Consider the following 25211-nt stretch of genomic DNA (forward strand, 5'->3'; position numbering starts at 1 on the left):
CCGAATATTCGGGCTCAATAAGTCTTTGATAAAGGGCGGTGCCCCGGAAGGTCATTCTTCCGGGGCACCGCCCTTTAGCTATGTGGGTTTATGCGATTGAGGGGGAAGCCTAGCCGTTGCACTTATCTTCGCTGTGAATGTCTCTGGAAGTCTATAAAACGTCCTGAATCTATTCTTGATACGATACACACAAGTAGATATTTATATGATTTAAATCACTACATAATGATGCAGATTTTCATTGCATCTAAATATAGAGCCTTGCTATGATTCTTCTACCGTCTAACAAGTTGCGTTTTTTATATAAAACGCAATAAATCACATATGTAAGTTGCATGATCCCCTTTATGCGGTGAATCGATGTAAATAGTTATATGTCGACAAGATGGTATATCCACTCATGGGGGTCAGTAATTCAGACTCCTACCTAAGCAATAAGGAGATTCGCTATGTCGCGTTCTACTTTTGTCCGTGCGTTGTCCGCTATCGGCGTTGCCGCCGCCTTGTCGGTTGGGGCAGCTATGCCCGCTGCTCACGCTGATTTTCACGCATACGACCATGTTGGTCTCAAGGGTGAACTGGTTCGTTCTGGTTTCAGCAACTTCATCGATGTCCCCGACAATATGCTTTCGTCAGCAGCCAACTGGACCGGCGGCCATCTCAGGGGTATTAACACTAACTGGTGGGGAAACAATGTTACCTTCCACATTAACCCAGGACAGGTGTTTTACTATGTTGGTGATACCGCCAACGACACTACTGATTATGTAGTTTCCCGGTAACTACGACACTACATCTGTCAGAGGGTAGGAGCCTACTCTTAGGGTTTAGGCTCCTACCTTCCCTGCTCCTTACTGTTGAGAAAGATGAAGTCCATGGCAAAGAAGCCCTTCACACCCCTCGCCCTTATCGGTATTGCCTGTTGCCTGGGCGTATCGAGTTGCTCCACCACTGTTGAAGTTAAGCAAGACATTCGTAATGTCCTGGCAAGCTACGAGAATCCCTCCCCGGATATTAACGTGGCCCTCGTCAACGAGGTCAAAAAGTGCATGAGTGAGAAGTCCTTCACCTACTCCGGTAGCCAGAACATTATTGACGGCAGCTCCGTTCATGAACTTGCGATGAGTGACGCCCACTTCGCCAACGAAGAAGCGGCCACCCAAGGGTACTTATCCACCCGGCAGGGCAACGCTAGCTCCAGCAATGCACCCGCGATGGAAAACCCGGCATATCGGAAAGCATTTCAAGGCGACCCCCAAGCCGCAGACAGCAAAACCGTTACCATCACGATGAGTAACGGTTCCCAGACCGGCATGGCAACAGATTCATGCCTGGGACGTGCGGCAGAGGCTGTCTTTGGCTCAGCAGAAAACTACCTCAAATACATCAACTTCATTAACGAGCTCATCGTGGGTGGATCCAAAAATAACGCAGTAGAAGAAATGGGGAAATACTACCGTAATGACACCACCTACGGTGCATGCATGAAAGAAAGCGGATACACCGATATCCAGCACTTCGGAGATGCTCCCAGCTACGCAGAGAAAACCTGGGGTAAGTATAAGGCAGCCAATGCCGCCGCCAATGCGGAAGAGCAATCCCTAGCTCATGCTGACTACAACTGCCAAAAGTCCACTGGAATCCTGACTAAGGCACAGAATATCTACTACGAAAAGGCTGCGACCTGGCTCAATGAGCATGAGCCGCTCATCCTTGAAGTACGCGATATTGAACGTCAGGCACAGGAGCGTGCCGCAGCTCTAGTCAACGGCAACTAGCCAACGGCAACCAGTAAACGCTGATTCCTCGTTGGACATTTTCTAGCGAAAATTTTCTACCGGTCCTCTGCTCTCAACCGCGTTCACCCGCGGATGAGAGCAGAGGATACACCCCTTTATTCAACCCCCGCCACGTTGTTACCCTCAGCAATTACCCCTAGTCCCGCCCCATATTTCACCGCAGAAAGGTGAACCCATGAACACGCAGCAGAGTTCAGAAAACCCCCGCCGCGCCGCCACGACGGCAACCATACGCGCCTACCTGGTTCCGGTGCTCGTCATTCTGCTCGTCATCACCGGCGGGTTCTCCATCTACGCACTTAATACGGGGCTACGCACCAATGTTGAATCCAATGCGCAGCCGTCCCGCGCCGCGCAACTAACAACCCGAATCAGCACGCAGACTGTTACCCGCACCTACTCGGGAGAAGTCAGCGTGTCACCCGCCCGAAGCTACACCGTAGGAACCCCTCAAGGAGTGGTGACCAGGGACGGCGCCAAGGCGGGTACCCAGCTGAGTAACGGCTCAATTATCACCACTATCAATGAGCGTCCCATCATTGCGTTCAAGGGTAGTATTCCCGCCTACCGCGACCTTGCCGTAGGCGCTCGCGGCGATGATGTTAAACAGCTCCAAGAAGCTCTAGAATCGCTCGGCTACAGTATCTGGGATGAGGAAGGAAACTACGGCGAAGCAACCGCCAACGCTGTCTACCGTTTCTACCTGGATCGTGGCTACTACCCTCCCGGGGATACTGACCGAACCGAAGAAGGACGCTACAACACTGCCCTGCCGCTCTCTGAATACCTCTTCGCTGACGGCAATGAATACACCGTAGACAACAGCTGCGGTACCAAAGGCCAAACCTCAACTCCGGCGCTGTGCACCCTATCCGCGGGTGGATACCGTCTGGTACTCTCCGCGGACGGTAGCGCTCTCAGCAATGAACTCGCTGAAGGACAGAAAGTCCAGATTCTTACCGATAACGGAAGCCCGCTCGAAGGCACTCTGGGCGCGGCCCTCACACCCGAAGGCTCAACTAACGCTGACGGCGGCGCTAACGCAGGTGCCTCCAACGGTGCGCAGAACAGCGCGCGACCTAACAGCGATACCTCCGCACCGGGAGCTACTGCGCGGAAACGCTACCCCATCACAATCGACTTGCCGGAAAACACGACGGCATCAACACGTTTTCAAGCCACCGTCACTCTCAACCGAGGCGTTGAAAACGCCCTCGCGGTGCTCGAAGCAGCCGTCAAAACCGAAGAAAACGGAACGCACTCCATCACCCTGGAGAACGGTCAGAGCGTTCCCGTCACCCTTGGCGTGTGCTCCGCCGGAATCTGCGAGCTCGTCAACCCCGCTGCAGAACTCAAGGCAGGTACCGTCGTGAAGCTGAAGGAGCGCTAAAATGCCTCATCACGAGACAGAACGTGCCCTCCCCACGAGCGCTACCGCCACAAAACCTAATATCGAGTGCCACAATATTGCGCGTTTCTTCCCGCCCTCCACCTGGGCGCTTAAAAACGCAACCCTCAGCATTCATGAAGGCGAATCGGTGGCCATTACCGGCGCCTCCGGAAGCGGAAAATCTACGCTCCTCTCTATCATCGGGCTACTCGATCAGCCCTCTGAAGGTGAGCTGAAAATATTGGGCCAAAACATGGGCACCGCCAGCGACGCCGAGCGAACTGTAGCACGCCGTGAGCACATCGCTTTCGTCTTTCAGGCGTACCACCTCATTGCTCATCTGAACGCCACCGAGAACATTACCCACACCCTCCGGATGCGCGGCGTACCGGGCCGTCAGGCACATCAGCGTGCGTTGCAGGCACTCGAACAGGTGGGTTTGGGGCACCGTCTGGAGGTTCTTCCACGCAACATGTCCGGTGGTGAACAGCAACGAGTCGCGGTCGCACGCGCGTTAGCCTGCGCCCCGCGCATCCTGCTGTGTGATGAGCCTACAGGAAACCTCGACACTGAAAACTCTCACAAGGTGTTGGATCTGCTCCTCGCCGGCCGTGCGGAGAAGCAAAGCCTGGTCATCATCACCCATGAACCCGATATCGCGGCTCGCTGCGACCGGCAACTACACATGGTCGATGGGATGCTCGTTAGCCCCGAACTCGCTAGCCCCGAAGAACCGGCCCACCAAACGCTCAAAGAACCCGTTGTCAGGGGAGGATAGATGCTAAGGAACAACCTTCACTACGCTCTCCTTGCAGTTGTTCACCGTTGGCGCCGCAACCTGCTCACGGTATTGGCGATGCTCGCGGGAACAACCACCATCATTATGCTGGTGGGCGTCAGCGAGTCGTCAGCGCTCAACACGAGCTCGCAGCTGGCCAGTTACGATTCCACCCGGCTCGGTGTGCGCCTCCAGCCGCAGACCTGGGATATACCGGAGGATGAACTGCTCTGGCGCGTTAACCAAGTTCCAGAGGTCAAAGCTGCCGGTACAGTCACCATCGATACGCAGACAACGCGTCCGCAGGTCAACAGGCCGGGGTATGAGGGCCAACAGACACCCCTCGCAATTGTTTCAGAAGCAGGTTTGAAAGCACGAGGCGCGCACATTGTCGAAGGGCACTTTTCGGAGCCTGCCCGCGAACGCCCCGGTGAGCCTACCGTCTATCTGGGTGTTGCCCTCGCGAAAGAGCTAGGGGTCAGTACTGAGCCCGGGCGGAACATGATTGAGGTCAACGGAATGCGAGCTTACGTGCTCGGCATTATCCGTGACGGCGGCAAAAACGCTGCTCTCAGTAGCGCTCTTATCCTGCCGACCACCTCCACTTTCTTGCCGCAAGCCCACACCCTGCAACGCGGTATGGACGTTATCGTGAATCCAGGAAGTGCAGATACGGTCGCGGAACAGCTCAAGCAGGTACTCGATCCGCAGCGCGCCCCCGTTGATACAAACATTGAGATTCCGCCTTCACCGGTGACTCTTCGTGCTTCCTTGACGAAGGATAGCCGAGCTCTTACGACCATTATTCTGGTGGTTCTTATCGTCTCGACAAGCTTCGGCATTGTGATGACCATGCAGATTTCGGTCTGGGAACGCCGCCGGGAAATCGGCATTAACCGTGCATTAGGGTTGGGACGGCGAGATGTGGCGGTCAGCTTCCTTGCAGAGGCGGCTCTCCTCGGGGCCCTGGGCGCTCTTGGAGGCTTCATCCTCGGTATTCTCGGTTCCTGGGTTGTGTGCCTTCTCAACGGATGGGCGCTATCTCTGCCGCCCCTTATCCTAGGGATTCCTTTCCTCGGCTTGGGTGTGGGCATCGTGGCGGGTGCATTGCCCGCCTACGCGGCAACGAAGGTTCAGCCGCTTGAGCTCCTGCAATAATTGCCCCGCTGAAATAATTGCTCGGCGCATAAGGGCGGTGCCCCGGAAGGTCATTCTTCCGGGGCACCGCCCTTTAGCTATGTGGGTTTATGCGATTGAGGGACGAAGCCTAGCCGGCGTGAACGTCTTCGTCATGTACGTTCTCGTGGCACAAATCCTCGTGCAGAATATCCCGCGCCGGATGCTGCCGCGCCCGCTCCTCCGCAGCACGGTCAGACAGCGAATAAAACCACGTAATGTGATCGCACACCCGCTCATAGGCCGCCTGCTCATCGTGAGAGGAAATCGCCTCAATAATGCCGTAATGCTGCTGCTGCAACGTGCGCTTGACCGCCTCCCAATCCTTCAGGAAAGGAACCGCCTCCTGCACATAACTCATCGTCGCCATGTGCAGAGAGTCAATAACCGTATCAAGCACAATATTGCCGCCGAGCTTCGACAGCTCATAGTGAAAACGCGTATCGCAGAAATGGAAACGCTCATCGCTGATCTGCTCATCCATCTCCGCCAGATGCACACGCGCACGCTCCAGCGCTGCCGCACGCTCCGGAGTATCCGGCGCGGCAGCTGCCGCACGTGCCGCAGGGCCCTCCAGTAGCAGGCGGGTTGAGACAACGTCCTTCACCGGCAGGCTACGGGTCGCAATGTGCATGCGCAGCGCCCAGCTGAGTGCATCCGACGGCTCCGAAATGATAATCGCGCCCGACTTCGGTCCCGAACCGGTGCTGGAACGAATCAGACCCAGCGCGTTCAGAACCCTCAACCCCTCACGGACCGAGGGGCGGGAAATACCGTGCCGTGCCGCCAGCTCACGCTCGGAGGGGAGCTTATCGCCCACACGCAACTCACCCAGACGCAGACGCCGCTCAAAGGTCTCCAGAATGATGCTGTAGCTGCGGTCCGCCAGAATCGGCTGACGCTCAACTACAGGGGGCGCCTCTGCAGGCTGGGTGTCGTCAAAAGAACGAGGCATACTCTCTCCTGATAACGAGGCGGATAACGAAAAGAAGTCTCGACTCAGCATGTTCCCGAGAACTATCGGGGCAACCTGTCGAGTCATAAGGGGGCATAAAAAGCGGGGCGGCAGAACCGAGAAGGTTCGCCGCCCCGCCGTGGCCACCGGAAAATACCGGGGCGAATGTCCTACGGCCCTTGAGGCTTTCACCTCAAGAACTCTCTAAGGGGTGAGCCTCAGATTAGGGAATCATGAAGGACAGAACGTTGGTCTGCAGGAAGACCAGGACGCAGACGAACAGGAGCATAGCGAAGGACCAGGGGAGGACAGCCTTGAGGATGTCGGATTCCTTGCCTTCCATGTCCACGGAGGTAGCGGCAATAGCCAGCGACTGCGGGGAGATCATCTTACCGACCACACCACCGGTGGTGTTAGCAGCCAGCATGAGCTCGGGGGTTGCGCCGTGGATACCTGCGTGCTGCAGGTTCTCAGCAGCAGACACCTGCAGCTTGGCGAACAGTGCGTTCGCACTGGTGTCCGAACCGGTCACAGCGGTACCGATCCAGCCCAGAGCCGGTGCGAGGAACGCGTAGACGGTGCCCAGGCCTGCCAGGAAGGTACCCATAGCAATGGTCTGACCGGAGAAGTTCATGACGTATGCCAGTGCCAGAACCGAAGCAATGGTCAGGATGGACCAACGCATGCGGTAGACAACGGAACCGAACTCGGTGAAGATTGCCGGGAACTTGAAGGCGTAGCGGCCCTTCTCGTTGAAGAAGAAGTAGACCACAGCAACAACCAGACCGGAGATGATCAGCAGGGTGCCGGGGTTGGACATCCACGCGAAGTTGTAGACTGCATCCTTGACGGGCTTGCCGTCAGCGGTGACGAGGCGGGAGCTCAGAGCCTGGATGTCGATCTTGAGGACGAAGCTCTTCAGCCATGCCTTCAGGCCAGCGTGCAGGTTAGCAACACCGAAGATTGCAACGACGATGACGTAGGGCAGCAGTGCCATCCAGACGCGAACGGCGGGCAGAGCTTCCTTCTCTTCAGCCTGTGCGGGCAGGCCGTAGCGTTCACGAACGCCCTCGACGCCGCGCGGCTTCCAGAACTGCAGGAAGATAACAGCAACACCCATGGAGACGATGCAAGCAACAACGTCGGTCAGGTTGTATGCGGGGGTAGCAGCGGTGACCCACTGTGCAATTGCGAAGGAGACACCGATGACCAGTGCGGGCAGCCATGCGTCCTTCAGACCCTTCATACCGTCAAGGATGACGAGCAGGATGAGCGGAACGAGCATTGCCAGGAACGGAGCCTGGTGACCAACGATGGTTGCGATAACGTGTGCGTCCTTGCCGCCAACGTCAGCTGCGGTGGTAATCGGGACAGCAACTGCGCCGAATGCCACGGGTGCGGTGTTAGCGATCAGAACGGTGACAGCAGCCTTAAGGGGCTTAACGCCCAGGGAGAGAATCATGGTTGCGGTAATTGCAACGGGAGCGCCGAAGCCAGCCAGTGCCTCGAGCAGACCGCCGAAGCAGAATGCGATGAGGATAGCCTGGATGCGCAGGTCGCCGCCGCCGAGGCGGTCGAAGACGCGGCGCAGATCTTCAAAGCGGCCGGAAAGGACGGTGATCTGGTAGAACCAGATTGCACCGAGGATAACCCAGCAGATGACCAGGCCGTAGATGCCACCGCGGACGGCGCCCAGACCGGCGAGGTCAGCGGGCATGTGGAAGCCCAGGACTGCTACGAGGATGGATGCTGCCAGTGCCACGAGTGCGGACCAGTGAGCGCGTGCCTTAACGCCCAGTAGCATCACAAAGAAGGTGAGGAGGGGAATGGTTGCCACGAGCGCGCTGAGGCCGAGGCTACCTCCCACTGCATTGGTTACAGCGGTATAAGTTTCCACTGGAACTCCTTTGGTTCAGGGTGTGTTTTGTGTGTGGTCAGACCATAGATAATTCTGTGGGGAACGAGTCATTGTTCCCTGCATGGGGATGTGGTCAGACCATTGATCGCATGTTTAGAAGAGTACCGGATAATGTGGTGTTTCACCAAAAGTGACCTGACTCATTTTTGTGGAAGGCGACCGGAACCTGGGCTCGCTTCCAGTGAAACTGCCGAAATATTGCGGTTCTGATAGTTAATTCCAGGTTCTGAAACTCGAATATTTTCAGATACATCACGAGTTGGGTGTATGGGTCATTGGTTTACCCAGGGGAGAGTCTTCATTTGGACGCATATACCCGAAAAGAATGTTGTTTTAAAAAGGAAAAGCCCCATAAAACAACCATAAAATCTTCAGAACGGCGGATTTCTAGGGGGTTTATGGTCCACTTCTGTGTGTTTGATAAATGTTCAATCTGCGAAAAGAATATAGGGGTCTTACGGGGGGTGCATGGGAGATGAGGTCACATGTACCGGAAGGTAGGGAAATATACCTTAAGGTCAGGTCGACCTAACCGGTTATTTAACAAGGAAAGTATGTGCTATTCCAACTAGAGAAAAGCCGTCCAACGGTGTTAAATGGCTAGAAAGATAAAAGACATCACCACGGTTTCTGATCCCACCGCATCCCACCTCCACTTGGGGCGCGCACATTAGCCGGAACCATCCGGCCCAGCTTCCCCGACTCAATACATCTGAGTCGCTTCTTTGGAAGACCGAACCTATTCGGACTGTGCCCCGCCTGCCCCAGACGCAGGCGGTGAGACCGAGAAACTCTGAACACAGAGGAAAGGACGGACAAGTCATGCGCATTGCACTCTTCTCCACGTGCATCGTTGACGGCATGTACCCCCGCGTAGCACGCGCCACCGTCGAAATTCTTGAGCGCCTGGGCCACGAGGTTGTCTTCCCCCCGAACCAGACCTGCTGCTCTCAGATGCACGTCAACTCGGGCTACTTCGATGACGGTTACGAAGTCATCAAGAACCACGTTGAAGCTTTCGACTCCTGGGACTGGGACGTAGCTGTTGCACCCTCCGGCTCCTGCGTTGCTTCCCTGCGTCACCAGCAGGCAATGGTCGCACGTAGCCGCGGCGACGAAGCGCTGGCTCTGAAGGCAGAGCAGATTGCTTCCCGCACCTTCGAGCTTTCCCAGCTGCTAATCGACATCCTGGGCATCACCAACGCTGCCGAGCAGCTCGGCTCCTACTTCCCCGAGCACGTCACCTACCACAGCTCCTGCCACGGTATGCGTATGCTCGGCCTGGGCACCCGCCAGCAGGACCTGGTCCGCACCGTCGAAGGCATCAAGTACACCCAGCTCGAGGGCATGGACCAGTGCTGCGGCTTCGGTGGTACCTTCTCCTTCAAGAACGCTGACGTCTCCGGCGCAATGGTCAACGACAAGGCAGACAACGTTGAAGCAACCGGTGCTTCCGTCTGCACCGGCGGCGACTGCTCCTGCCTGATGAACATCGGCGGTGCGCTGATGCGTCGCGGCTCGGACGTTCAGACCATCCACTTCGCGGAGATCCTCGCATCCACCAAGGAAAACCCGCTCAAGATTAACTCCGAGCGCGTCGAGCTCTCGATCGGCTAAGGAAAGATAAGACCTCATGACCGCTATTCAGCTTGGTATGCCCAAGGTCGTTCACTACGGCGAGGGCAACATTTTCGAAGAAACCCCCTTCCCCAAGTACGCGAAGGAAGAACTCAAGAACGAGCAGCTACGCGCCAACCTGCGCTTCGTGACCCACGCAATCCGTAACAAGCGCGCACGCGTCACCGCAGAACTGCCCGACTGGCAGGACCTGCGTAACACCGGTGAGTCCGTCAAGAACTACGTTCTGGCGAACCTGCCCGAGCTGCTCGAACAGTTCGAGCGTAACTTCACCGCTGCAGGCGGCCACGTGCACTGGGCACGCAACGCCACCGAGGCAAACCAGATTGCTCTGGACCTGATTCGCGAGCAGGGCGTGGACGAAATCATCAAGATTAAGTCCATGGCAACCGCAGAGACCGGCCTGAACGAATTCCTCGAGGAAAACGGCATCAACGCTATTGAGACCGACCTCGCGGAAGAAATCGTCCAGCTCGGCCACGACCGCCCCTCCCACATTCTGGTGCCCGCAATTCACCGCAACCGCCGCGAAATCCGCGACATCTTCCTGCGCGAAATTGAGGGTATCAACCCGGACATCACCGATGAGCCGGCAGAACTGGCAGAGGCATCGCGTAACCGCCTGCGCAACAAGTTCCTGAACACCACCGTGGCAGTCTCCGGCACCAACTTCGGTATTGCCGAGACCGGTACCCTGACCATCGTGGAGTCCGAAGGTAACGGCCGTATGTGCCTGACCCTGCCCGACACCCTCATTACCTTCATGGGTATTGAGAAGATCCTGCCCACCTTCCAGGACTACGAGGCATTCCTGCAGCTGCTGCCCCGCTCCTCTACCGGTGAGCGCATGAACCCCTACACCTCCATGTGGACCGGTGTGACCCCCGGTGACGGCCCGCAGAACATGCACGTCATCCTCATCGACAACGGCCGTACCGCCGTTCTGTCCGACGAGCTGGGTCGCCAGGCACTGCGTTGCATCCGCTGCTCCGCTTGCATGAACGTGTGCCCCGTGTACGAGCGCGCAGGCGGTCACGCCTACGGCTCCACCTACCCGGGCCCCATCGGTGCAATCCTGTCCCCGCAGCTCTCCGGTATCGAGGCTGCAGAGAACAACTCCCTGCCGTACGCATCCTCCCTCTGTGGCGCTTGCTACGAGGTCTGCCCCGTGAAGATTAACTTCCCCGAGGTCCTCGTGCACCTGCGCGCTAAGGATGTTGAGTCCCAGCACGCTGTCCGCGAGTTCGAAGGCAACAAGAAGGCTCCCTTCTCGCAGATGGACGGCATGATGCTCGGCGCGAAGAAGCTCTTCACCTCCGGCAAGATGATGTCGATTGCAGAGCGTGGTCTGCCCATGTCCCGCCTTATCAGCGGCCGCAAGCACAAGATCACCGCTGTTCCCGGTATCGTCAGCGGCTGGACCGCTTACCGCGACATCCCCGAGCCCCCCAAGGAATCCTTCCGCAACTGGTGGAAGAAGGAGAAGGGCAAGGCTCCGGCACGCGATAACGCACAGCGCGTTGACATTCAGGCCCTCATCGAGGCAAACAAGGGTAAGGTCGCTGAGGCGGCAGCAAACGCCAAGGCCGCTATGGACGCCCAGGCAGCCCGTGAAGCTAAGGAGAACAACTAATGTCCTCTGCTAAGGAAGATATCCTCGCACGTATCCGCTCGTCCCTGGCTGACGCACCCGTCGCCCCCGAGCCCGTACGTAACTACCGCCGCGTCAGCGAGCTGAACGAAGAGCAGACCATTGAGATGCTCGTCGACCGCCTCATTGACTACAAGGCAAACGTGTTCCACGCGAACAAGGAGAACATCTCCGAGGTCATCGCGGAGCGCCTGGGTGAAAAGTCCACCTACGTGGTTCCCGAGGGCCTGAACATGGAGTGGCTGCCGGCTGACACCGCTGACCGCAAGCGCGTCACCGACTCCGGTAGCACCCTCAAGCCCGGCTGCCTGAGCCTGAAGGAACTGGACGCAGTTGACGCTGTGGTGACCGGTTCGACCGTCTCCTGCGCAGAGACCGGCACGATCTTCTTGAACACCAACCCCGATGAGGGTCGCCGCGCCATCACCCTGGTGCCCGACCACCACATCTGCGTGGTGCCCCGTTCCACCGTGGTGGAGCTGGTTCCCGAGTCGATCGAGCGTATCACCTACACCCGCCCCGTGACCATGATTTCCGGTCCGTCGGCAACCAGTGATATCGAGCTGATCCGCGTGGAGGGCGTGCACGGCCCCCGTACCCTGGACGTCATCATCTACGACGCCTAAGGTATAGCGCCAGACGGCTAAGGTACAGCCGCCAGACGGCAAACCTCTAAAGAAACCGCCCGAGAGCTAAGGCTCCCGGGCGGTTTCTTTATGCCCTCGCGGCTTCTAGTCTTCAGAAGCGTATGCACCAGTCATGAGGATACAAAAACGGTGGCGGGCCCATGATCCCGCCACCGTTCTTTATGTGGTTGCTTATCGACGCGCTACCTAGCGGAGCGCTGAAGGCTCTACCGTAGCGATGCCTCTGCGTGGGCGCTTAGGCGCGTGCGTCGAAGTGCTGCAGACCGGAGTCCTCGCGGCTACCGCCCTGGCCATCGCCAACATCGCGGTAATCCTTGATCCACTCAATCTTCTGAACCCACTTGACCATCTTGTAGCCGTGCATGGAGTCCGCACGCAGACGGAGCGGGCCACCGTACACATCCGGCAGGGGCTTGTCGTTCATGCCCCAGGCCAGGATGGTCTCATCTTCCATTGCCATGGAGATGTCCAGGCATTCGTAGTAGGGTTCGGTCGGACGGCCGTCGTAGGTGTGGCCCACGTGGCCGAAGGAGGTCACCATGACGTAGCGAGCGTCGTCAGTCTTCTCGACCAGTGCGAGGACGTCACGCAGGCGCACACCCTCCCACTTGGCGATGCCGGTCCAACCCTGCATGCAGGTGTGCATGGTGATGTTAACTTCCTTGCCCAGCTTCTTGAGGTCATCAATGCTCAGGGACTTGGATTCCTTCACCAGACCACCCAGCTCCAGGCGGTAGTCGACGAACTCGTGTTCCTTCAGGCGGTTCCACTCGGTGCTCTCACGCTCTGTCGGCGGGCGAGTGTTAACCCAGTGGAAGGGGGAGATATCCGCATCGGTGAAGGTCTTCTTCTGCACCTGACGCGAGGTGATACGGTCCAGCAGGACGTTACGAATCGGCTGGGTCAGACCCCAAATGAAGGTCTGGGTGAATCGCAGGTCGCGCAGGGACCAGTACGAAGCAAAAATCCACAGAGCCACAGCGAAGACAATACCACCAATGAGCATGGTGACTGCCTGAGCAAACTGTGCTGCGTCCACCTCGTTGTAGGGCTTGTTCAGCATCATGTGGGCGATGTTGTACTGGGGGTGAACCACGAATACCAGCGCCACGTGAATGACGGTGAAGACGCAGTAGAACGCCATACCCAGGAAGTGGATGGAACGCGCGGTCTGGCGGTTACGGAAGAGGCGCACGTAGCCGGGGAAGCGGCCGCAGAATGCCGGGCTCATGATCGGACCGGTTGCAATCATCAGCGGTGCCACGATGAACACCACGGTGAAGTACATAATCTGCTGCAGAGCGTCGTACGGCTGGAAGTGCTCAATCGAGGGAATCTGGAAGCCAGCGTAAATCTGGATGGATTCCCACGCCTGCGGGATGATATCCCAGCTGGTCGGGACGATACGGCGCCACTGACCGGTCAGGAACAGCAAGGAGACGTAGACGAGACCGTTAACGATCCAGATGACGGTCACCAGCGCGTGCCATGCGCGGCCCAGACCAATCTGGGCCTTGCCGGGCAGAGAAATCAGGGGAGACAGGGTGCGCTGGTCATCGCGCGCAGTAAATGCGCCGGGGGTGGTAGGGACCTTGTCCTTGGTGAACTTGAGCCACTCGGAACCCGGGGTGCAGTGGTTGTTCCAGTACAGGCGGGGGTGAGAGGCGAGAACTTCCCAACCTGAACGAATCAGGAAGCCCATCATAATGAAATTGATGAAGTGCGTAATTCGGAGCCAGGCCGGGAAGTCCAGCTCTACGCCACCAGTGCTCGCGGTGAGGAGTAGTTGGTGCATGATATTTCCTTCGGAAATGACTGTGTGTGCAGACAATCGTTAGGATTCAGTGCGAGGCCTTGAGATGTGAGGTTAGAAATAATTACCTTTCTGACCCATATGATCCTCCTCAGTAGTTGGGAGCCGCCGGGGGTATCGTCGCGGATACTCCCGAAAGGAGCACCTCCCGTGTGTGAGAGGGGAGGTGCGCCAGCTCCCGCTGGGGCGGAAGCGACTCTGTGTATGTATGTTGGTTTATGTGTGTTTCAGGGAAATTCCCTGTCCGCTTTCAATTTTATAGGACAAGGTGTCAATCGAGAAAGCTAAGACACGTCATGTTCTGTAATATTTGCATTAAAAATCCGAATTTAAGGAAGATTCTCATTTTCCCCCGATTTATCGGGGTATTCGGGCGCAAAAAACCCGCCGCAACCTCTATGGAGGATGCGGCGGGCTTTGACTCTATATGTGGGATGTATGTTGGTTTGCGGGGCTTTGAATGTCTGGCATTGTGTGTGGTTTTGTAAACCCAATCCCACATAGGGTTGAGGTGACTGTAAGCGGGATACCCCTTCAAAACGGCTTATTGACCCGCCCATGTTGGCCTACCCGTGAAAGGCCGAAAAACAACCACAGCGTAGCCGCAACTACTTCTTGGCAGAACCCCCTGCTGAGCCCTTACGCTTCTTGGCCACACCCCGAGAAGCAGTGCAGGAATCAGCCGAAGCATCCTCAACCTCGGCAGGAACAGAATCAGCCTGCGACTTTAGACGAACCACCGGAACCACGCCCGTGGCAAGCTTTGTCTGAGCATTACGCTGAGCCTTCAGCGCATTCATCTGCTCCTTACGGCTCGGCGCCTGCGCAGATGGTTCAGCAGAACCAAACGCCTGACGAATACCCAACGCCCACAGCGGGAACAGCAGAACCGTCAGCGCGCCACCGGCAACCAGCAGCGACGCCGTGGACTTCTCCAGAAGACCCGAACTGGTCGCAACCTCCGTCACCGCCACAATAATCGGCAGACCCGCAGCCGAATACAACGCCAACTGCACCTTCTGCGCGCGAGTGGCCAACCCCGAACGGGTATCGAAGAAATGCTCCGCCAACAGCACCGGAACACCACGGCACAGCAGAATACCCACCACCACGGCAAGCAGACCCAAAGGATTAGCCACCACGGCAGACACATCAATGCCCATACCGCTGACCACAAAGAACAGCGGAATCATGAACGTAAAGCCAACCACCTCAAGGCGGTGAGTTATCATATGCAAAGCCGCCGGAGGGGTCAGCGTACGCAGAATCAGGCCCGCCGCAAAGGCACCGAGCACCGCATCCAAATCAAAAAGGGCAGTACACATGATCAGGGTCGCCAGCAGGAACATCGCAAGACGCAGAACCGTCTGACCGGTCGTATTCGCCTCCGCGGCCATAATCTGACGCAGACCCGGCACATGCGCAAACAGACGGTGAGGAATCAGCGCCACAATCACCGCAACCACCATAAATGCCAGCAGCACCACAAACGCCATGCCCGGCGAACGCGAAGACAGCAGCAACGAAATAGCGAAAATCGGCAGAAGCTCACCCACAGCACCGTGCACCAGCACCGCATTACCCACCGGCGTACCGGCGGCACCGTGAGACTTCAACATCGGCAGCAGAGTACCCAACGCCGTGGAACTCAACGCCACACCTACCGCAATATACGTATTCAGCTCATGCGAGAACGACGTAATCACCGCCGCACCCGCCATACCCAAAGCAAAGCACACCACCCATGTGGCAATAGCGCTATAACCCTGGCGGCTACGCAGCGAGGACACGTTAATTTCAAAGCCCGCAATCAAAAAGAGCATGCCCAAGCCCAGCTCCTTCAGCAGTGGGATACCACCCTCACTGCTGGCAAGGTTGAGCATATTCGGGCCAATGAGCAGACCAAAAATGAGCAGGAAAACCACATCGGGGATCTTCTTACCCGTCAGGCGTGAAAGAACCGGAGAAATCAGTGCAACCAACGTAATCCAGAAAATGGACACAAACTGGCCGCTATCGTGGCTCGACCCTTCCGAAAGAGTCGTGCCCGAAGCAAGAAGAGCACCAGAAGTCCCCAAATCCGTCAGAAAAAGAGGGGATAAAGTCGAAAACATAAAACCTCAACGTGGTGTATGTACAGGTGGGGCGCGTACAGAAAAGTAATCCGGGGCGAAGCATTCGCGGGATCGTCCCACCGTATAAGAACGTATCAATGGTACACACCCAACCTCGTGCAACAACACTTGAACAGCACTCACTAGGGGCAAGAGGCTCTCGCCAACAGCCGGGACAGAAGTGGCATGAGAGCAAAACCTCCGCGCCATCGCCCGAACAGACACAGCTTCCACCGTTACACTTAACACCTATGCCAGCGCATCCGGCACACACCACCGGATGCGGCAGATACCCTGGTAGGGCCACACCCCCTGGCAGAGTACACCCCTGGCACGCGCACAGACTCTCAAACACGGCACTACAAGGAGCGAGGACATGGCAGCAGGGCGCACTCAACCCATCCCCACCGTCAGCAGCGGGGTACGCGCAGCCTCCCTCGGAGGCACCCGACGCGACCTTGGGCTCGACCTCGCCCGCGCCTTCGCCGTGCTCAGCCTGCTCATCCCCTTCGGATACTGGCTGCAGCTAATCCCGGTCTCCTGGAAGTTCTGGATCCCGCAGACCCTCGTACCCGCAGAACCACTCTTCGCCGCAATCCTGGGCGCTGCCGCCTGGCGGTACGCACGCACCGCGAACTTCCCGCAACTCTTTGCCGGAACCATCGTGCGATTCCTCGCGCTACTGCTACTGGGCGTGGCGCTCATGCAGGGCATCACCTACCTGCCGCAAGCCGGCGTAACCGTACCGGCACAGGGCTTCAGCTACACGCTACCCTTCGACATGCTCGTGCACCTGGCGCTACTCACCCTGCTCACCCTATTCGTCGTGCACCTGCCCCTGTGGGCGGTCGCCGCGCTGGCGGTGGTCACCAGCCCCTTCATCACCTGGACCTACACCCTCCTCATGGACGTAGCCGCTCAGGCCGACCAGTGGACTGCCGTGCAGCTGCCCTTCCTCGCAACCCACGGCGTCAACCACGCGCAGAGCGCACAGCTTATCTGGGTCATGTGCCTGGGCATCGTGCTCGTGCGCCTCTACGACAACCTGCAGGCGAAGCTCGCAATCCCCGTGGTACTTGCAGTGCTGGCGCTCGCCGTCTACCGCACCTTCAACCCCTACACCGAGCTGGGCTTCCTCAACAGCCCGCAGGTGCTGCTCACCCTGAACCTGGCGGCAACCCTGTACTTCTGGGCAGAATGCGCGCGGCTGCTCTCCGCGCAGGCGGGAATGCTCACCCCAATCGCTCGCCTGGGCCAGATGTCGCTGAGCGCCTCCATTGTGCTGAGCGGAATCATCATCTACGCAGGTCCCACCGTTAAGGCTCTCACCGCAGGCGAGCACTACGTCGCCACCGGAGGCTGGGGCACCGCCGTGTACTGGAGCGCCTTCCTGCTGCTCGGCGCCGCAATCGCCCTGGGCTTCTGCACCCTCTGGTCGCGCGTGGCGCACTCCGTTGCCGGACGCGGCCCCCTGGAGGCGATTCTCGCCCTCATCTCCGGGCGCGGCTAACCCAATCTGAACTCAATACGAAAGCGACCCCCTCCCCGCGTTCCTGCGCGGGTAGGGGGTCGCCTCTATGTGCTCAACATCTGCAACAGAAATACTGCGGGTACGACAAAGCCCCGGTCCAGAGGACCGGGGCTATCTGTCGGGATGACAGGATTTGAACCTGCGACCTCGTCGTCCCGAACGACGCGCGCTACCAAGCTGCGCCACATCCCGATGTTGACCTATCAGTGAATACCGTAGGCAACTCACCTAGGATAACCCAAAAAAATTCAGAACGCAACACAGCGGCACACCACCGCTCGGAGGAGGGACAGATAAAGCTTCTAGGCTTCAGTCTCCTGAACCTGATTCAGCTCATCCCAGGAGGCGTACATCGCCGCAAAACGACCGCCGGAGGCAATCAGTTGCTGCGGGGAGCCATCCTCCACCACGGAGCCCTCATGAATCACCAGCACACGATCAGCGCTCAGAACCGTCGAGAGGCGATGCGCAATCACCAGCGCCGTACGCCCTGCCAACACGGTTCGCAGCGCCGCCTGCACCGCGCGCTCACTCGGAATGTCCAGCGAAGCCGTCGCCTCATCCAGAATTAGCACCCGCGGATTCGCCAAGAACACGCGAGCAAAGGACACCAGCTGACGCTGACCCGCCGACAGGGTAATACCGCCACGGCCCAGCTGCGACTCGTAGCCGTCACGCAGACGCTCAATGAACGTGTCAGCGCCCACCGCCTTCGCGGCAGCCTTCACCTGCTCATCTGATGCCTGCGGGTTACCCATGCGGATGTTCTCCAGAATCGACGCGGAGAACAGGAACACCTCTTGGGTGAGCATGAGCACCTCACGGCGTAGCTGCACATCCGCCAGTTGGCGAACGTCCACGCCGTCAATACGCACCTGACCGGCTGAAACATCGTAGAAACGAGCCACCAGCTTAGCGATCGTCGACTTGCCGGCACCCGTAGCACCAACCAGCGCCACGGTCGTACCCGGCTCAATGCGCAGGCTCGTCTCCTTCAAAGCGTGACGATCCGAAGTGTACCCAAAGACCGCCGAATCCAGCTCCACCAGGGCACCGTGAACCGTGCCGGACCCGCCCTCAGCAGCGCTAGACTCAGCTGCAGACTCTACAGCGCGCTCATGCGGATGCTCAGGCTCAGCAACCTCCGGCTCCTCAGCCAAGAACGACGACAGCTTCTCCAGCGCTGACATCGCCGACTGGAACATGTTGTAGAACTCAGAGAGCTGCATGACCGGCTCAAACACACGGTTCGCGTAAATCACCAGCGCCAGCAGGGTACCGATCTGCATGGTGCCGCCCAGCACCGCATAACCACCCAGCACCAACGCACCGGCAATAAACACATTGCCCAAAAGCATCAGCACGGGCGAGTAGACGCCGAAAATCTTAATGGAATCCATCACCGCAAGGCGGTAACGCTCCGACGCCTGAGCATACTCGGAACGCATCTGCGCCTCCGCACCAAACGCCTTCACCGCACGGATACCCGTAAACGTCTCCACAAAACGGCTCGTCAAATGCGCAGACTCGGTACGCATCGTACGGAAAACCGGCACCGCAGCTTTCTGGAACCAGCGCGTCAAAAAGTAAATCGGCACGCCCATGACCAGCATGAACAGACCAATACGCCAATCCAGAAGGAAAATAGCGACCGCAGAAATCACCATGGACAGCAAGGTAATCGCCAACTGGCTGATGCCGCTGTCCAAGAAGCTGCGGACCGTATCAATATCGCTGGTCAAACGCGAAATGACCTTGCCCGAGGTGTACCGCTCATGGAACGACACGCTCAGCGACTGCGCGTGACGGAATACCCGCTTACGCAGGTACACCACCACACCCAGCGACACACGCACCGTGTACGCCACGTTGACCCACGAGAAAATCGCGGTCACCGCGGTAGCCGCCACAAAGAACGCCAGCAGGGTCAGCAGGGGAGAAACGTCACCCTGCTTGAGCGGCTCAATGGAACTATCCAAAACGCGGGCAATCAGAATCGGCGCAATCGCCGAGGAACCCGAGACCAAAAGCACCGAAATAATCGACAGAGCCAACGCCCCACGGTGCGGGCGCAACATCTGGCGTAGCAGCGCCATCGAGCGTTCACGCGTCTCCGCGCGCTCCTGCGGGCTCATCTGCTCCCGCGGCTCCGCCGGACGATGATGGGCCATTAGGCCTCCTCCTCCATCGTCATCAGCTGACGGTACTGCTCCGAAGAGTCCATCAGCTCAGCGTGAGTGCCCTCAGCGACCACGGCACCATCAACCATCAGCAGCACGCGGTCAGCCAGAGCTACCGTGGAGGGGCGGTGCGCCGTCAACAGGGTAGTAGCGCCACCCAGGCCCTCCAGACCCTCACGCAGGCCGGTAATAATACGCTCCTCGGTGTTCACATCCAGCGCCGAGAACGGGTCATCCAGCAGCAGCACAGAGGGGCGCTTCGCCAAAGCACGCGCCAACGACAGACGCTGACGCTGACCACCGGACAGGCTCAAACCCTCCTCACCAATGACGGTATCCAGAGCCTGCGGAAGCTCCGCCACGAAATCGCACGCAGCCAGCTGCAGCGCGGTCTGGAGGGTCGCCTCCAGCTCTTCTGCGGCGGGGTAGTCCTCATCCTCGGTGCCGTGCTCGTACTGCTCGGCAACGCCCATCAGCACGTTCTCGCGGACCGTGCCGGAGAAGAGCACCGCCTCCTCAAAGACGAACGCGGTCTGGGCGCGCACCTCCTCAAGAGACATGTCGGCGGTATCTCGGGTGCCAAAACGCAGGGAACCGGAGGTCGGCTCGTAGAAACGCGGAACCAGCGACAGCACGGTCGACTTGCCGCTACCGGTTGCACCCACCAGCGCCAGAATCTCACCCGGGAAGACCTTGAAGTTTACGTCCTTCAGCACCGAAACCTCGGGTGCCTTCGTCTCAGAAGCAACTTCAGAATTCGCCTCAGTGGTAGACTCAGCCGGCGCCTTGGCAGCATCGTAGCTGAACTGAACGTGATCGAAAGTGACAGATACTGCGCCACCGCTGGGGTACTGCATAGTTTCCTTCCCGGAGCCGCCCTGAGCGGACACTCCAGCTACTGTTGACGAATCAGAAGCACCCTGCGGATGCCCGGGCACAGACACAGCCGCGGAGCCACGAACCAGCGGCACCGCCTCAAAACCGGGCTCGTCCATAACCTCGTTGTGGCGTTCCAACGCCACCTTATAGCTCAAATAGGCAGACATCAGCGCGGTCGAGCGCGTCACGTGGCTGAGCACGGTCGTCTGCACCGCAAAGTAGGCGGTCATCGCGCCCAGGCTCAAGGTGCCCGCCGCAACCTGCGAAGCGCCCACAGCCAGCGCTACCGCCGTGGAGACACCCACGATCAGGCCCTGGTACAGGGCAACGCGAGCCACCAGCATCGACCTGCCGTACTCGCGCACCTGCAGGGCATCCACGGACTCGGAGTATTCCTGAATCTGCTCGGGGGAGCGGCCCAGCGCCTTAATCACGCGGATACCGCGCACCGACTCCTCAATACGGGTTGAGAGGTCGCCCGTCATCTGCTGAATCTCATGTGAAGCGCGGTAGTACTTGCGGGTGAAGTTCACCAGCGACAGCACCAAAATCGGCACGGTCACCACGAACACCAGCGCCAGAGACGGCGAAGAACGCAGCATGAAGAAGCCACCGACCAGGAACATCACCGCAACAGTCAGCATCTGAACGATACCGAAAGACAGCCAACGGCGAATCGTGCCCAAATCGCTCATGGAGCGGGTCAGCAACTGACCGGAGGGCCAACGGTCCAACAGAGAAAGCGGGGCGCTGAGCAGCCGGTCAAAGAAGTTCATGCGCATGGACAGCTCAATCGTGGAGGTCGGGTCCACAATCAGCCAGCGTCTCCAATACATGAAGGAGGCATGCGCAATACCCAGCAGAAGCACCAGACCGCCAGCAATCCAGATGGCGCTCTCGGTGGTGCTCTGCGAGAGATGATCCACAATAATCTGCAACATCTGCGGAATAGCAATCTCAAGGGCACCGGCACCGAAGGCCACGAGCAGACCCACACCCCAGCGCACACGAATCGGACGCGCATACGCGGCGAGGGTGCGCGGGGCACGCTGACCGTGCGCGTAGTCGATTGGGTCGGGGGTCGGTTCGCTCGCGGTCTCCAGGAAGGGGTTGCGGCGCCGCTTAGTCGTGTGTGCTGTAGATGCTTCAGACATTAGCTGCGACCACCCGCCGAGGTAGCGGAGGCGCCCTGTTCCTTATCGCTAGCCGTGAGGGTTACCAGGATCGCTTCCGGCGGGCAGAACAGACGCACCGGAGCAAAACGAGAGGTACCCAAACCGGCAGAAACCTGAACCGGAACACCGGACTGCTCACTCACACCCTTCGCACGCGAAGGCGGCAAATCGCAGTTGCTGACCAGAGCGTGACCGCCGGGCAGACAGACCTGACCGCCGTGCGTATGACCGGCAAAAATAGCCTGCGCGCCGTCCTGCACGAAGCGGTGCAGAGTACGCATGTAGGGGGCGTGCGCGACGCCGATACGGATGCTCGGCTCCTCACCCTCATCGAAGGCGCCGGGGGCGAATCCGGGGTGCTCATCGTAGCGCAGGTGCGGGTCATCCACACCGGAGAACTCCAGGCGCAGACCCTTGAGGTTTAGCGTGTCGTAGCGGTTGATCAGGCCCGTCCAGCCGCGCGACTCGAAAGCGTCGTGCATCCGCTCAATGGGCAGGGCTACGCGCGAGCCTTCCTCAATCATCTGCGGGGTGCGCGGCTGCCACAGGTAGCGTGCCGGGTTCTTAAAAACTGGCGCGAAATAGCAATTGGAGCCGGGCACAAACACGCCGGGGAAGTCCATGAGCGGGTCGAGCGCCTCCAACAGCGGGCCCATACCGTCCACGTGGGAGAGGTTATCGCCCGTGTTCATCACCAAATCCGGTTCCAGAGCAGCCAGCGAGTGCATGAAGTCAATCTTCTTCTGCTGGCCCGGAATCATGTGCATATCTGAAATATGCAGAATCCTAAAGTCGGGGCTACCGGCGGGCAGCACCGGCAGGGACTCGGTGCGGAGCTGAAAATTATTCAGCTCAATAAAGTGCCCATACGCCGCCGTGGCGGCCCCCAAGGCTGCAGTGGCGGCTACCGCCCCCGCTACCTTCTTCAGGAGCGGGGAGGAGCCGCGTGCGCCGGGGACCGCCACGGGGACGCGGGCGTTGACTGCGTTTTCACACATCATCAATCGCCTTTCAGACTTCAGCTGATGAGCTGTGATTCTAGCTGTACGACAGAATCTTATCGCTGGGGGTGGTGAAGTCCTTCGTGTTGTACTTCGGTGCGATGGCCTTCATGTACGACTGCCACTGTGCACCCGCGTAGGTTGCACCATCGACGTACTCGAGGACTCGACCGTTAATACCCACACCGTTCAGGGAGCGGAAGCCGAGGTTGTTCGAACCAACCCAAGACGCGGTGGACAGGCCACGAGTGTAGCCCACCTGCCAGGTCTGGGAGGAGTTATCGTTCGTACCGGTCTTCGCAGCCGAACCGTTCGGCAGACCAATACCACGCTGAGAAGCGGAACCGCCGGGCTGGATAACGCCCTTCAGAACCCAGCTGACACCATTTGCGATATCCGGATCCATAACCTGCTCGCACTGGTTCTGGTATTCCTTCATGGTCTCACCATTGTTCTTGGTGATCTTCTCAATCGGACGCGGGGTGCAGTACTTACCCTCGGAAGCGAAGATAGCGTACATGGATGCGCTGGTCAGCGGGGAGATACCGTACTTGGTACCACCAATGTTGGTACCCAGGTCGGGGATGCTGTGCAGCGGCTCGCCGGTACCGTCCAGAGCGTGCATCTTAATCGACAGGTCGTGCACATCACACAGGTCAAGCTGGGAGAGCATGCCGTAGAGGTAGGAGTTCAAGGACTGGCGAATACCGTACGCAGCGGTACCGTAGGTCAGACCGCCGTTGACCGCGTTCTTGTAGGACCAGCCGTTCGGCTGACCGGTGTAGTAGTACTTACCACCCTCGTAGCACTTGGCGTTCCAGCCGAAGCTGCTGGGCCAGAAGAGCTGGGTACCGTTCACGGTGGCGTTTGCACCGCGGCCGCTGATGAGCCACTGTGCCAGAATAATCGGCTTGAACGTCGAACCGGGCTGGAAGCCGCGGGTACCACCGTAGGCGCTATCAACGTTGTAGTTGTACTCGGTCTTCGAGTGGTCGTTTGCGTCAGCCGGGGTGCCGAGCTCAGTGTTCTGAGCCATAGCAATCACGCGACCGGTACCGGGCTCAACACTGGTCAGAGCGGAGTTCACGTCGTTCCAGTTGGTTGCTGCGGGCTGGGTGGAGTCCACTGCCTGCTTAGCCGCGGTCTGAGCCTCGGGGTTGAGGGTGGTCACGATCTTCAGGCCGCCACGCTTGATGGCGGTGTTGCGCAACTCAGCGGTTGCGCCGAGGGACTCATCCTGCAGCAGGTAGTTGACCACGTAGCGGCAGAAGAACGCCTTATCGCCTGCCAGGGAGCAACCCTGGGACTTGGGGTGGACGTTGAGCTTAATGTCGCTGGCGATAGCGTCGCTGTATTCCTTATCGGTAATCTTGCCGTCACGCAGCATGGTGCCCAGAACGATGTCGCGGCGTTCACGAGCCAGCTCGGGGTTCACGGTCGGGTCGTACACGTTCGGTGCCTGCACCAGACCGGCAAGAAGCGCGGACTGTGCCACGTTCAGGTCCTTAGCGGAAATACCCCAGTAGTACTGTGCAGCAGCCTCAACACCGTAGTTCGAACCACCAAGGTTCACGATGTTCAGGTAGCCCTCAAGGATCTCGTCCTTGGACTTGTTCTGCTCCATAGAAATCGCAAGCTTCATCTCGCGAATCTTTGCAGCGTAGGTCTTGTTACCGTTCAGGGTCGCGGTAGCGTCCTCACCACGAGCCACAGCGGAGTCAACAATGAGGTTGTTGACGTACTGCTGGGTCAGGGTGGATGCACCCTGACGGCGGCCGCTGTTGGAGTTAATGATGTTGTTCAGGAACGCACGACCGATACCGATAGCGGAGACAGCACCGTGCTTGTAGAAGTCACGGTCCTCAACCGAGACGATAGCGTCCTTCATATGCTGAGAAATCTGATCCAGCTTGACCGGTTCACGGTTCTCTTCGAAGAAGGTCGCGATTTCGGTCTTGCCGTCAGCAGCGTAAATAGTAGAAGGACGGGAAGAGATGCCATCGGCAATGTCGTCAGGAAGGTCCTGGAACCATGACATCGACGCGTTCGTGACCATACCCAAGCTCACGGCAGGGGGTACGACAATAATTGCCGCGAGGAAACCGGCAATCACACTGAACGCGAGGAACTGCAAAAAATCTCCCGGACGGCGACGCGAACGGGTTTTCTTAGATGAAGCCATTCATTCAGTTTATCCCATGAAACTGTGAGAGAAAGCCCGTCTCGGCACCCCACAGGGACGCGGGTTTCTCAGCCCTAAGAATAAAGCCCCCAAAAGCGCCGGACATTGACCAAAACCATAGTGAATCCCTTTTACTTATTGAACACCGGGCGATAGTCTAGAGGGTATGAAGAAATGGGAATACGCAACTGTACCGCTGATGATCCACACGACCAAGGCAATCCTCGACAACTGGGGTGAAGACGGCTGGGAGCTCGTAACTGTTCTCCCCGGCGCATCCGCACCTGCCGGCGCAACCCCCGCGTCGAACATGGTCGCTCCGACTCAGGGCAACCCCATCGCCTACTTTAAGCGCGAGAAGGCTGACTAAGAGCAGCGCACCCG

18 protein-coding genes and 1 tRNA gene are annotated in these 25211 nt (G+C 58.4%); 10 read left to right on the plus strand and 9 right to left on the minus strand.

From position 1 onward, the window contains the following. The first annotated feature begins 449 nt into the window (after nt 1-449). From RM6536_RS05195 to RM6536_RS05215, 5 genes are all read left to right on the plus strand, one after another. Nucleotides 450-782 (plus strand): hypothetical protein, encoded by a 333-nt coding sequence (locus RM6536_RS05195; protein WP_060824319.1) that lies wholly within the window; start codon nt 450-452, stop codon nt 780-782. Between the two features lie 93 nt (nt 783-875). After that, on the plus strand, nt 876-1778 hold the full coding sequence (locus RM6536_RS05200) for a hypothetical protein (protein WP_005504617.1): 903 nt from the start codon (nt 876-878) through the stop codon (nt 1776-1778). 196 nt (nt 1779-1974) lie between these two features. Next, the gene (locus RM6536_RS05205) at nt 1975-3189 is read left to right on the plus strand and encodes a peptidoglycan-binding domain-containing protein (RefSeq protein ID WP_060824320.1); all 1215 of its coding nucleotides are present in this window, start codon (nt 1975-1977) and stop codon (nt 3187-3189) included. A 1-nt stretch (nt 3190) separates the two neighbouring features. Further along, the gene (locus tag RM6536_RS05210; protein WP_060824321.1) at nt 3191-3967 is read left to right on the plus strand and encodes an ABC transporter ATP-binding protein; all 777 of its coding nucleotides are present in this window, start codon (nt 3191-3193) and stop codon (nt 3965-3967) included. Beyond that, complete coding sequence (locus tag RM6536_RS05215) at nt 3968-5125, plus strand: ABC transporter permease (protein ID WP_049338345.1); 1158 nt, start codon at nt 3968-3970, stop codon at nt 5123-5125. It abuts the gene before it with no gap. 109 nt (nt 5126-5234) lie between these two features. Here the strand turns inward: RM6536_RS05215 and RM6536_RS05220 are convergent, their stop codons facing one another. Together RM6536_RS05220 and RM6536_RS05225 are read right to left on the minus strand one after the other, a co-directional pair. Then, the gene (locus RM6536_RS05220) at nt 5235-6098 is read right to left on the minus strand and encodes a FadR/GntR family transcriptional regulator (RefSeq protein ID WP_060824322.1); all 864 of its coding nucleotides are present in this window, start codon (nt 6096-6098) and stop codon (nt 5235-5237) included. A gap of 223 nt (nt 6099-6321) precedes the next feature. Continuing rightward, nucleotides 6322-7995: an L-lactate permease gene (locus RM6536_RS05225; RefSeq protein ID WP_060824323.1), complete on the minus strand. Its 1674-nt coding sequence runs from the start codon at nt 7993-7995 to the stop codon at nt 6322-6324. A gap of 843 nt (nt 7996-8838) precedes the next feature. On the opposite strand from RM6536_RS05225, the gene RM6536_RS05230 reads away from it, so the two are divergent. Genes RM6536_RS05230 through RM6536_RS05240 form a run of 3 tightly spaced genes read left to right on the plus strand, consistent with a single transcriptional unit; the run spans nt 8839 to nt 11931 of the window. After that, nucleotides 8839-9633, plus strand: coding sequence for a (Fe-S)-binding protein (locus RM6536_RS05230; RefSeq protein ID WP_005504630.1), 795 nt, complete (start codon nt 8839-8841; stop codon nt 9631-9633). Nucleotides 9634-9649: 16 nt separating this feature from the next. Further along, nucleotides 9650-11287, plus strand: coding sequence for a LutB/LldF family L-lactate oxidation iron-sulfur protein (locus RM6536_RS05235; RefSeq protein ID WP_060824324.1), 1638 nt, complete (start codon nt 9650-9652; stop codon nt 11285-11287). After that, nucleotides 11287-11931: a LutC/YkgG family protein gene (locus RM6536_RS05240; protein ID WP_049347182.1), complete on the plus strand. Its 645-nt coding sequence runs from the start codon at nt 11287-11289 to the stop codon at nt 11929-11931. Before RM6536_RS05235 ends, RM6536_RS05240 begins: the two co-directional genes overlap by 1 nt. 256 nt (nt 11932-12187) lie before the next feature. Here RM6536_RS05240 and RM6536_RS05245 read toward each other — a convergent pair whose 3' ends face one another. Continuing rightward, entirely contained in the window at nt 12188-13747 is a 1560-nt protein-coding gene (locus RM6536_RS05245; RefSeq protein ID WP_060824325.1) for a molybdopterin-dependent oxidoreductase, read from the minus strand. Nucleotides 13748-14373: 626 nt separating this feature from the next. Beyond that, entirely contained in the window at nt 14374-15879 is a 1506-nt protein-coding gene (locus tag RM6536_RS05250; protein ID WP_060824326.1) for a cation:proton antiporter, read from the minus strand. 376 nt (nt 15880-16255) lie between these two features. Here RM6536_RS05250 and RM6536_RS05255 point away from each other — a divergent pair, with 376 nt between their 5' ends. Continuing rightward, the gene (locus RM6536_RS05255) at nt 16256-17389 is read left to right on the plus strand and encodes a hypothetical protein (protein ID WP_060824327.1); all 1134 of its coding nucleotides are present in this window, start codon (nt 16256-16258) and stop codon (nt 17387-17389) included. Nucleotides 17390-17528: 139 nt separating this feature from the next. Here the strand turns inward: RM6536_RS05255 and RM6536_RS05260 are convergent. The 5 genes from RM6536_RS05260 to RM6536_RS05280 form a co-directional block, all read right to left on the minus strand. Beyond that, nucleotides 17529-17602: transfer RNA gene (locus tag RM6536_RS05260), tRNA-Pro, on the minus strand. A 110-nt stretch (nt 17603-17712) separates the two neighbouring features. Next, on the minus strand, nt 17713-19581 hold the full coding sequence (locus tag RM6536_RS05265; protein ID WP_060824328.1) for an ABC transporter ATP-binding protein: 1869 nt from the start codon (nt 19579-19581) through the stop codon (nt 17713-17715). Beyond that, nucleotides 19581-21623, minus strand: coding sequence for an ABC transporter ATP-binding protein (locus tag RM6536_RS05270; protein WP_060824329.1), 2043 nt, complete (start codon nt 21621-21623; stop codon nt 19581-19583). The genes RM6536_RS05265 and RM6536_RS05270 overlap by 1 nt, the downstream gene beginning before the upstream one ends. Continuing rightward, on the minus strand, nt 21623-22642 hold the full coding sequence (locus RM6536_RS05275; RefSeq protein WP_060824891.1) for a metallophosphoesterase: 1020 nt from the start codon (nt 22640-22642) through the stop codon (nt 21623-21625). Before RM6536_RS05275 ends, RM6536_RS05270 begins: the two co-directional genes overlap by 1 nt. 40 nt (nt 22643-22682) lie before the next feature. Continuing rightward, nucleotides 22683-24827 carry a transglycosylase domain-containing protein gene (locus RM6536_RS05280; RefSeq protein ID WP_060824330.1) on the minus strand — a complete coding sequence of 715 codons (2145 nt, stop codon included), beginning with the start codon at nt 24825-24827 and terminating at the stop codon, nt 22683-22685. Between the two features lie 166 nt (nt 24828-24993). Here RM6536_RS05280 and RM6536_RS05285 point away from each other — a divergent pair, with 166 nt between their 5' ends. Then, on the plus strand, nt 24994-25197 hold the full coding sequence (locus RM6536_RS05285; RefSeq protein WP_005504647.1) for a hypothetical protein: 204 nt from the start codon (nt 24994-24996) through the stop codon (nt 25195-25197). Nucleotides 25198-25211: the final 14 nt, after the last annotated feature.

Source organism: Rothia mucilaginosa, from assembly GCF_001548235.1.
GTDB lineage: Bacteria > Actinomycetota > Actinomycetes > Actinomycetales > Micrococcaceae > Rothia > Rothia mucilaginosa_B.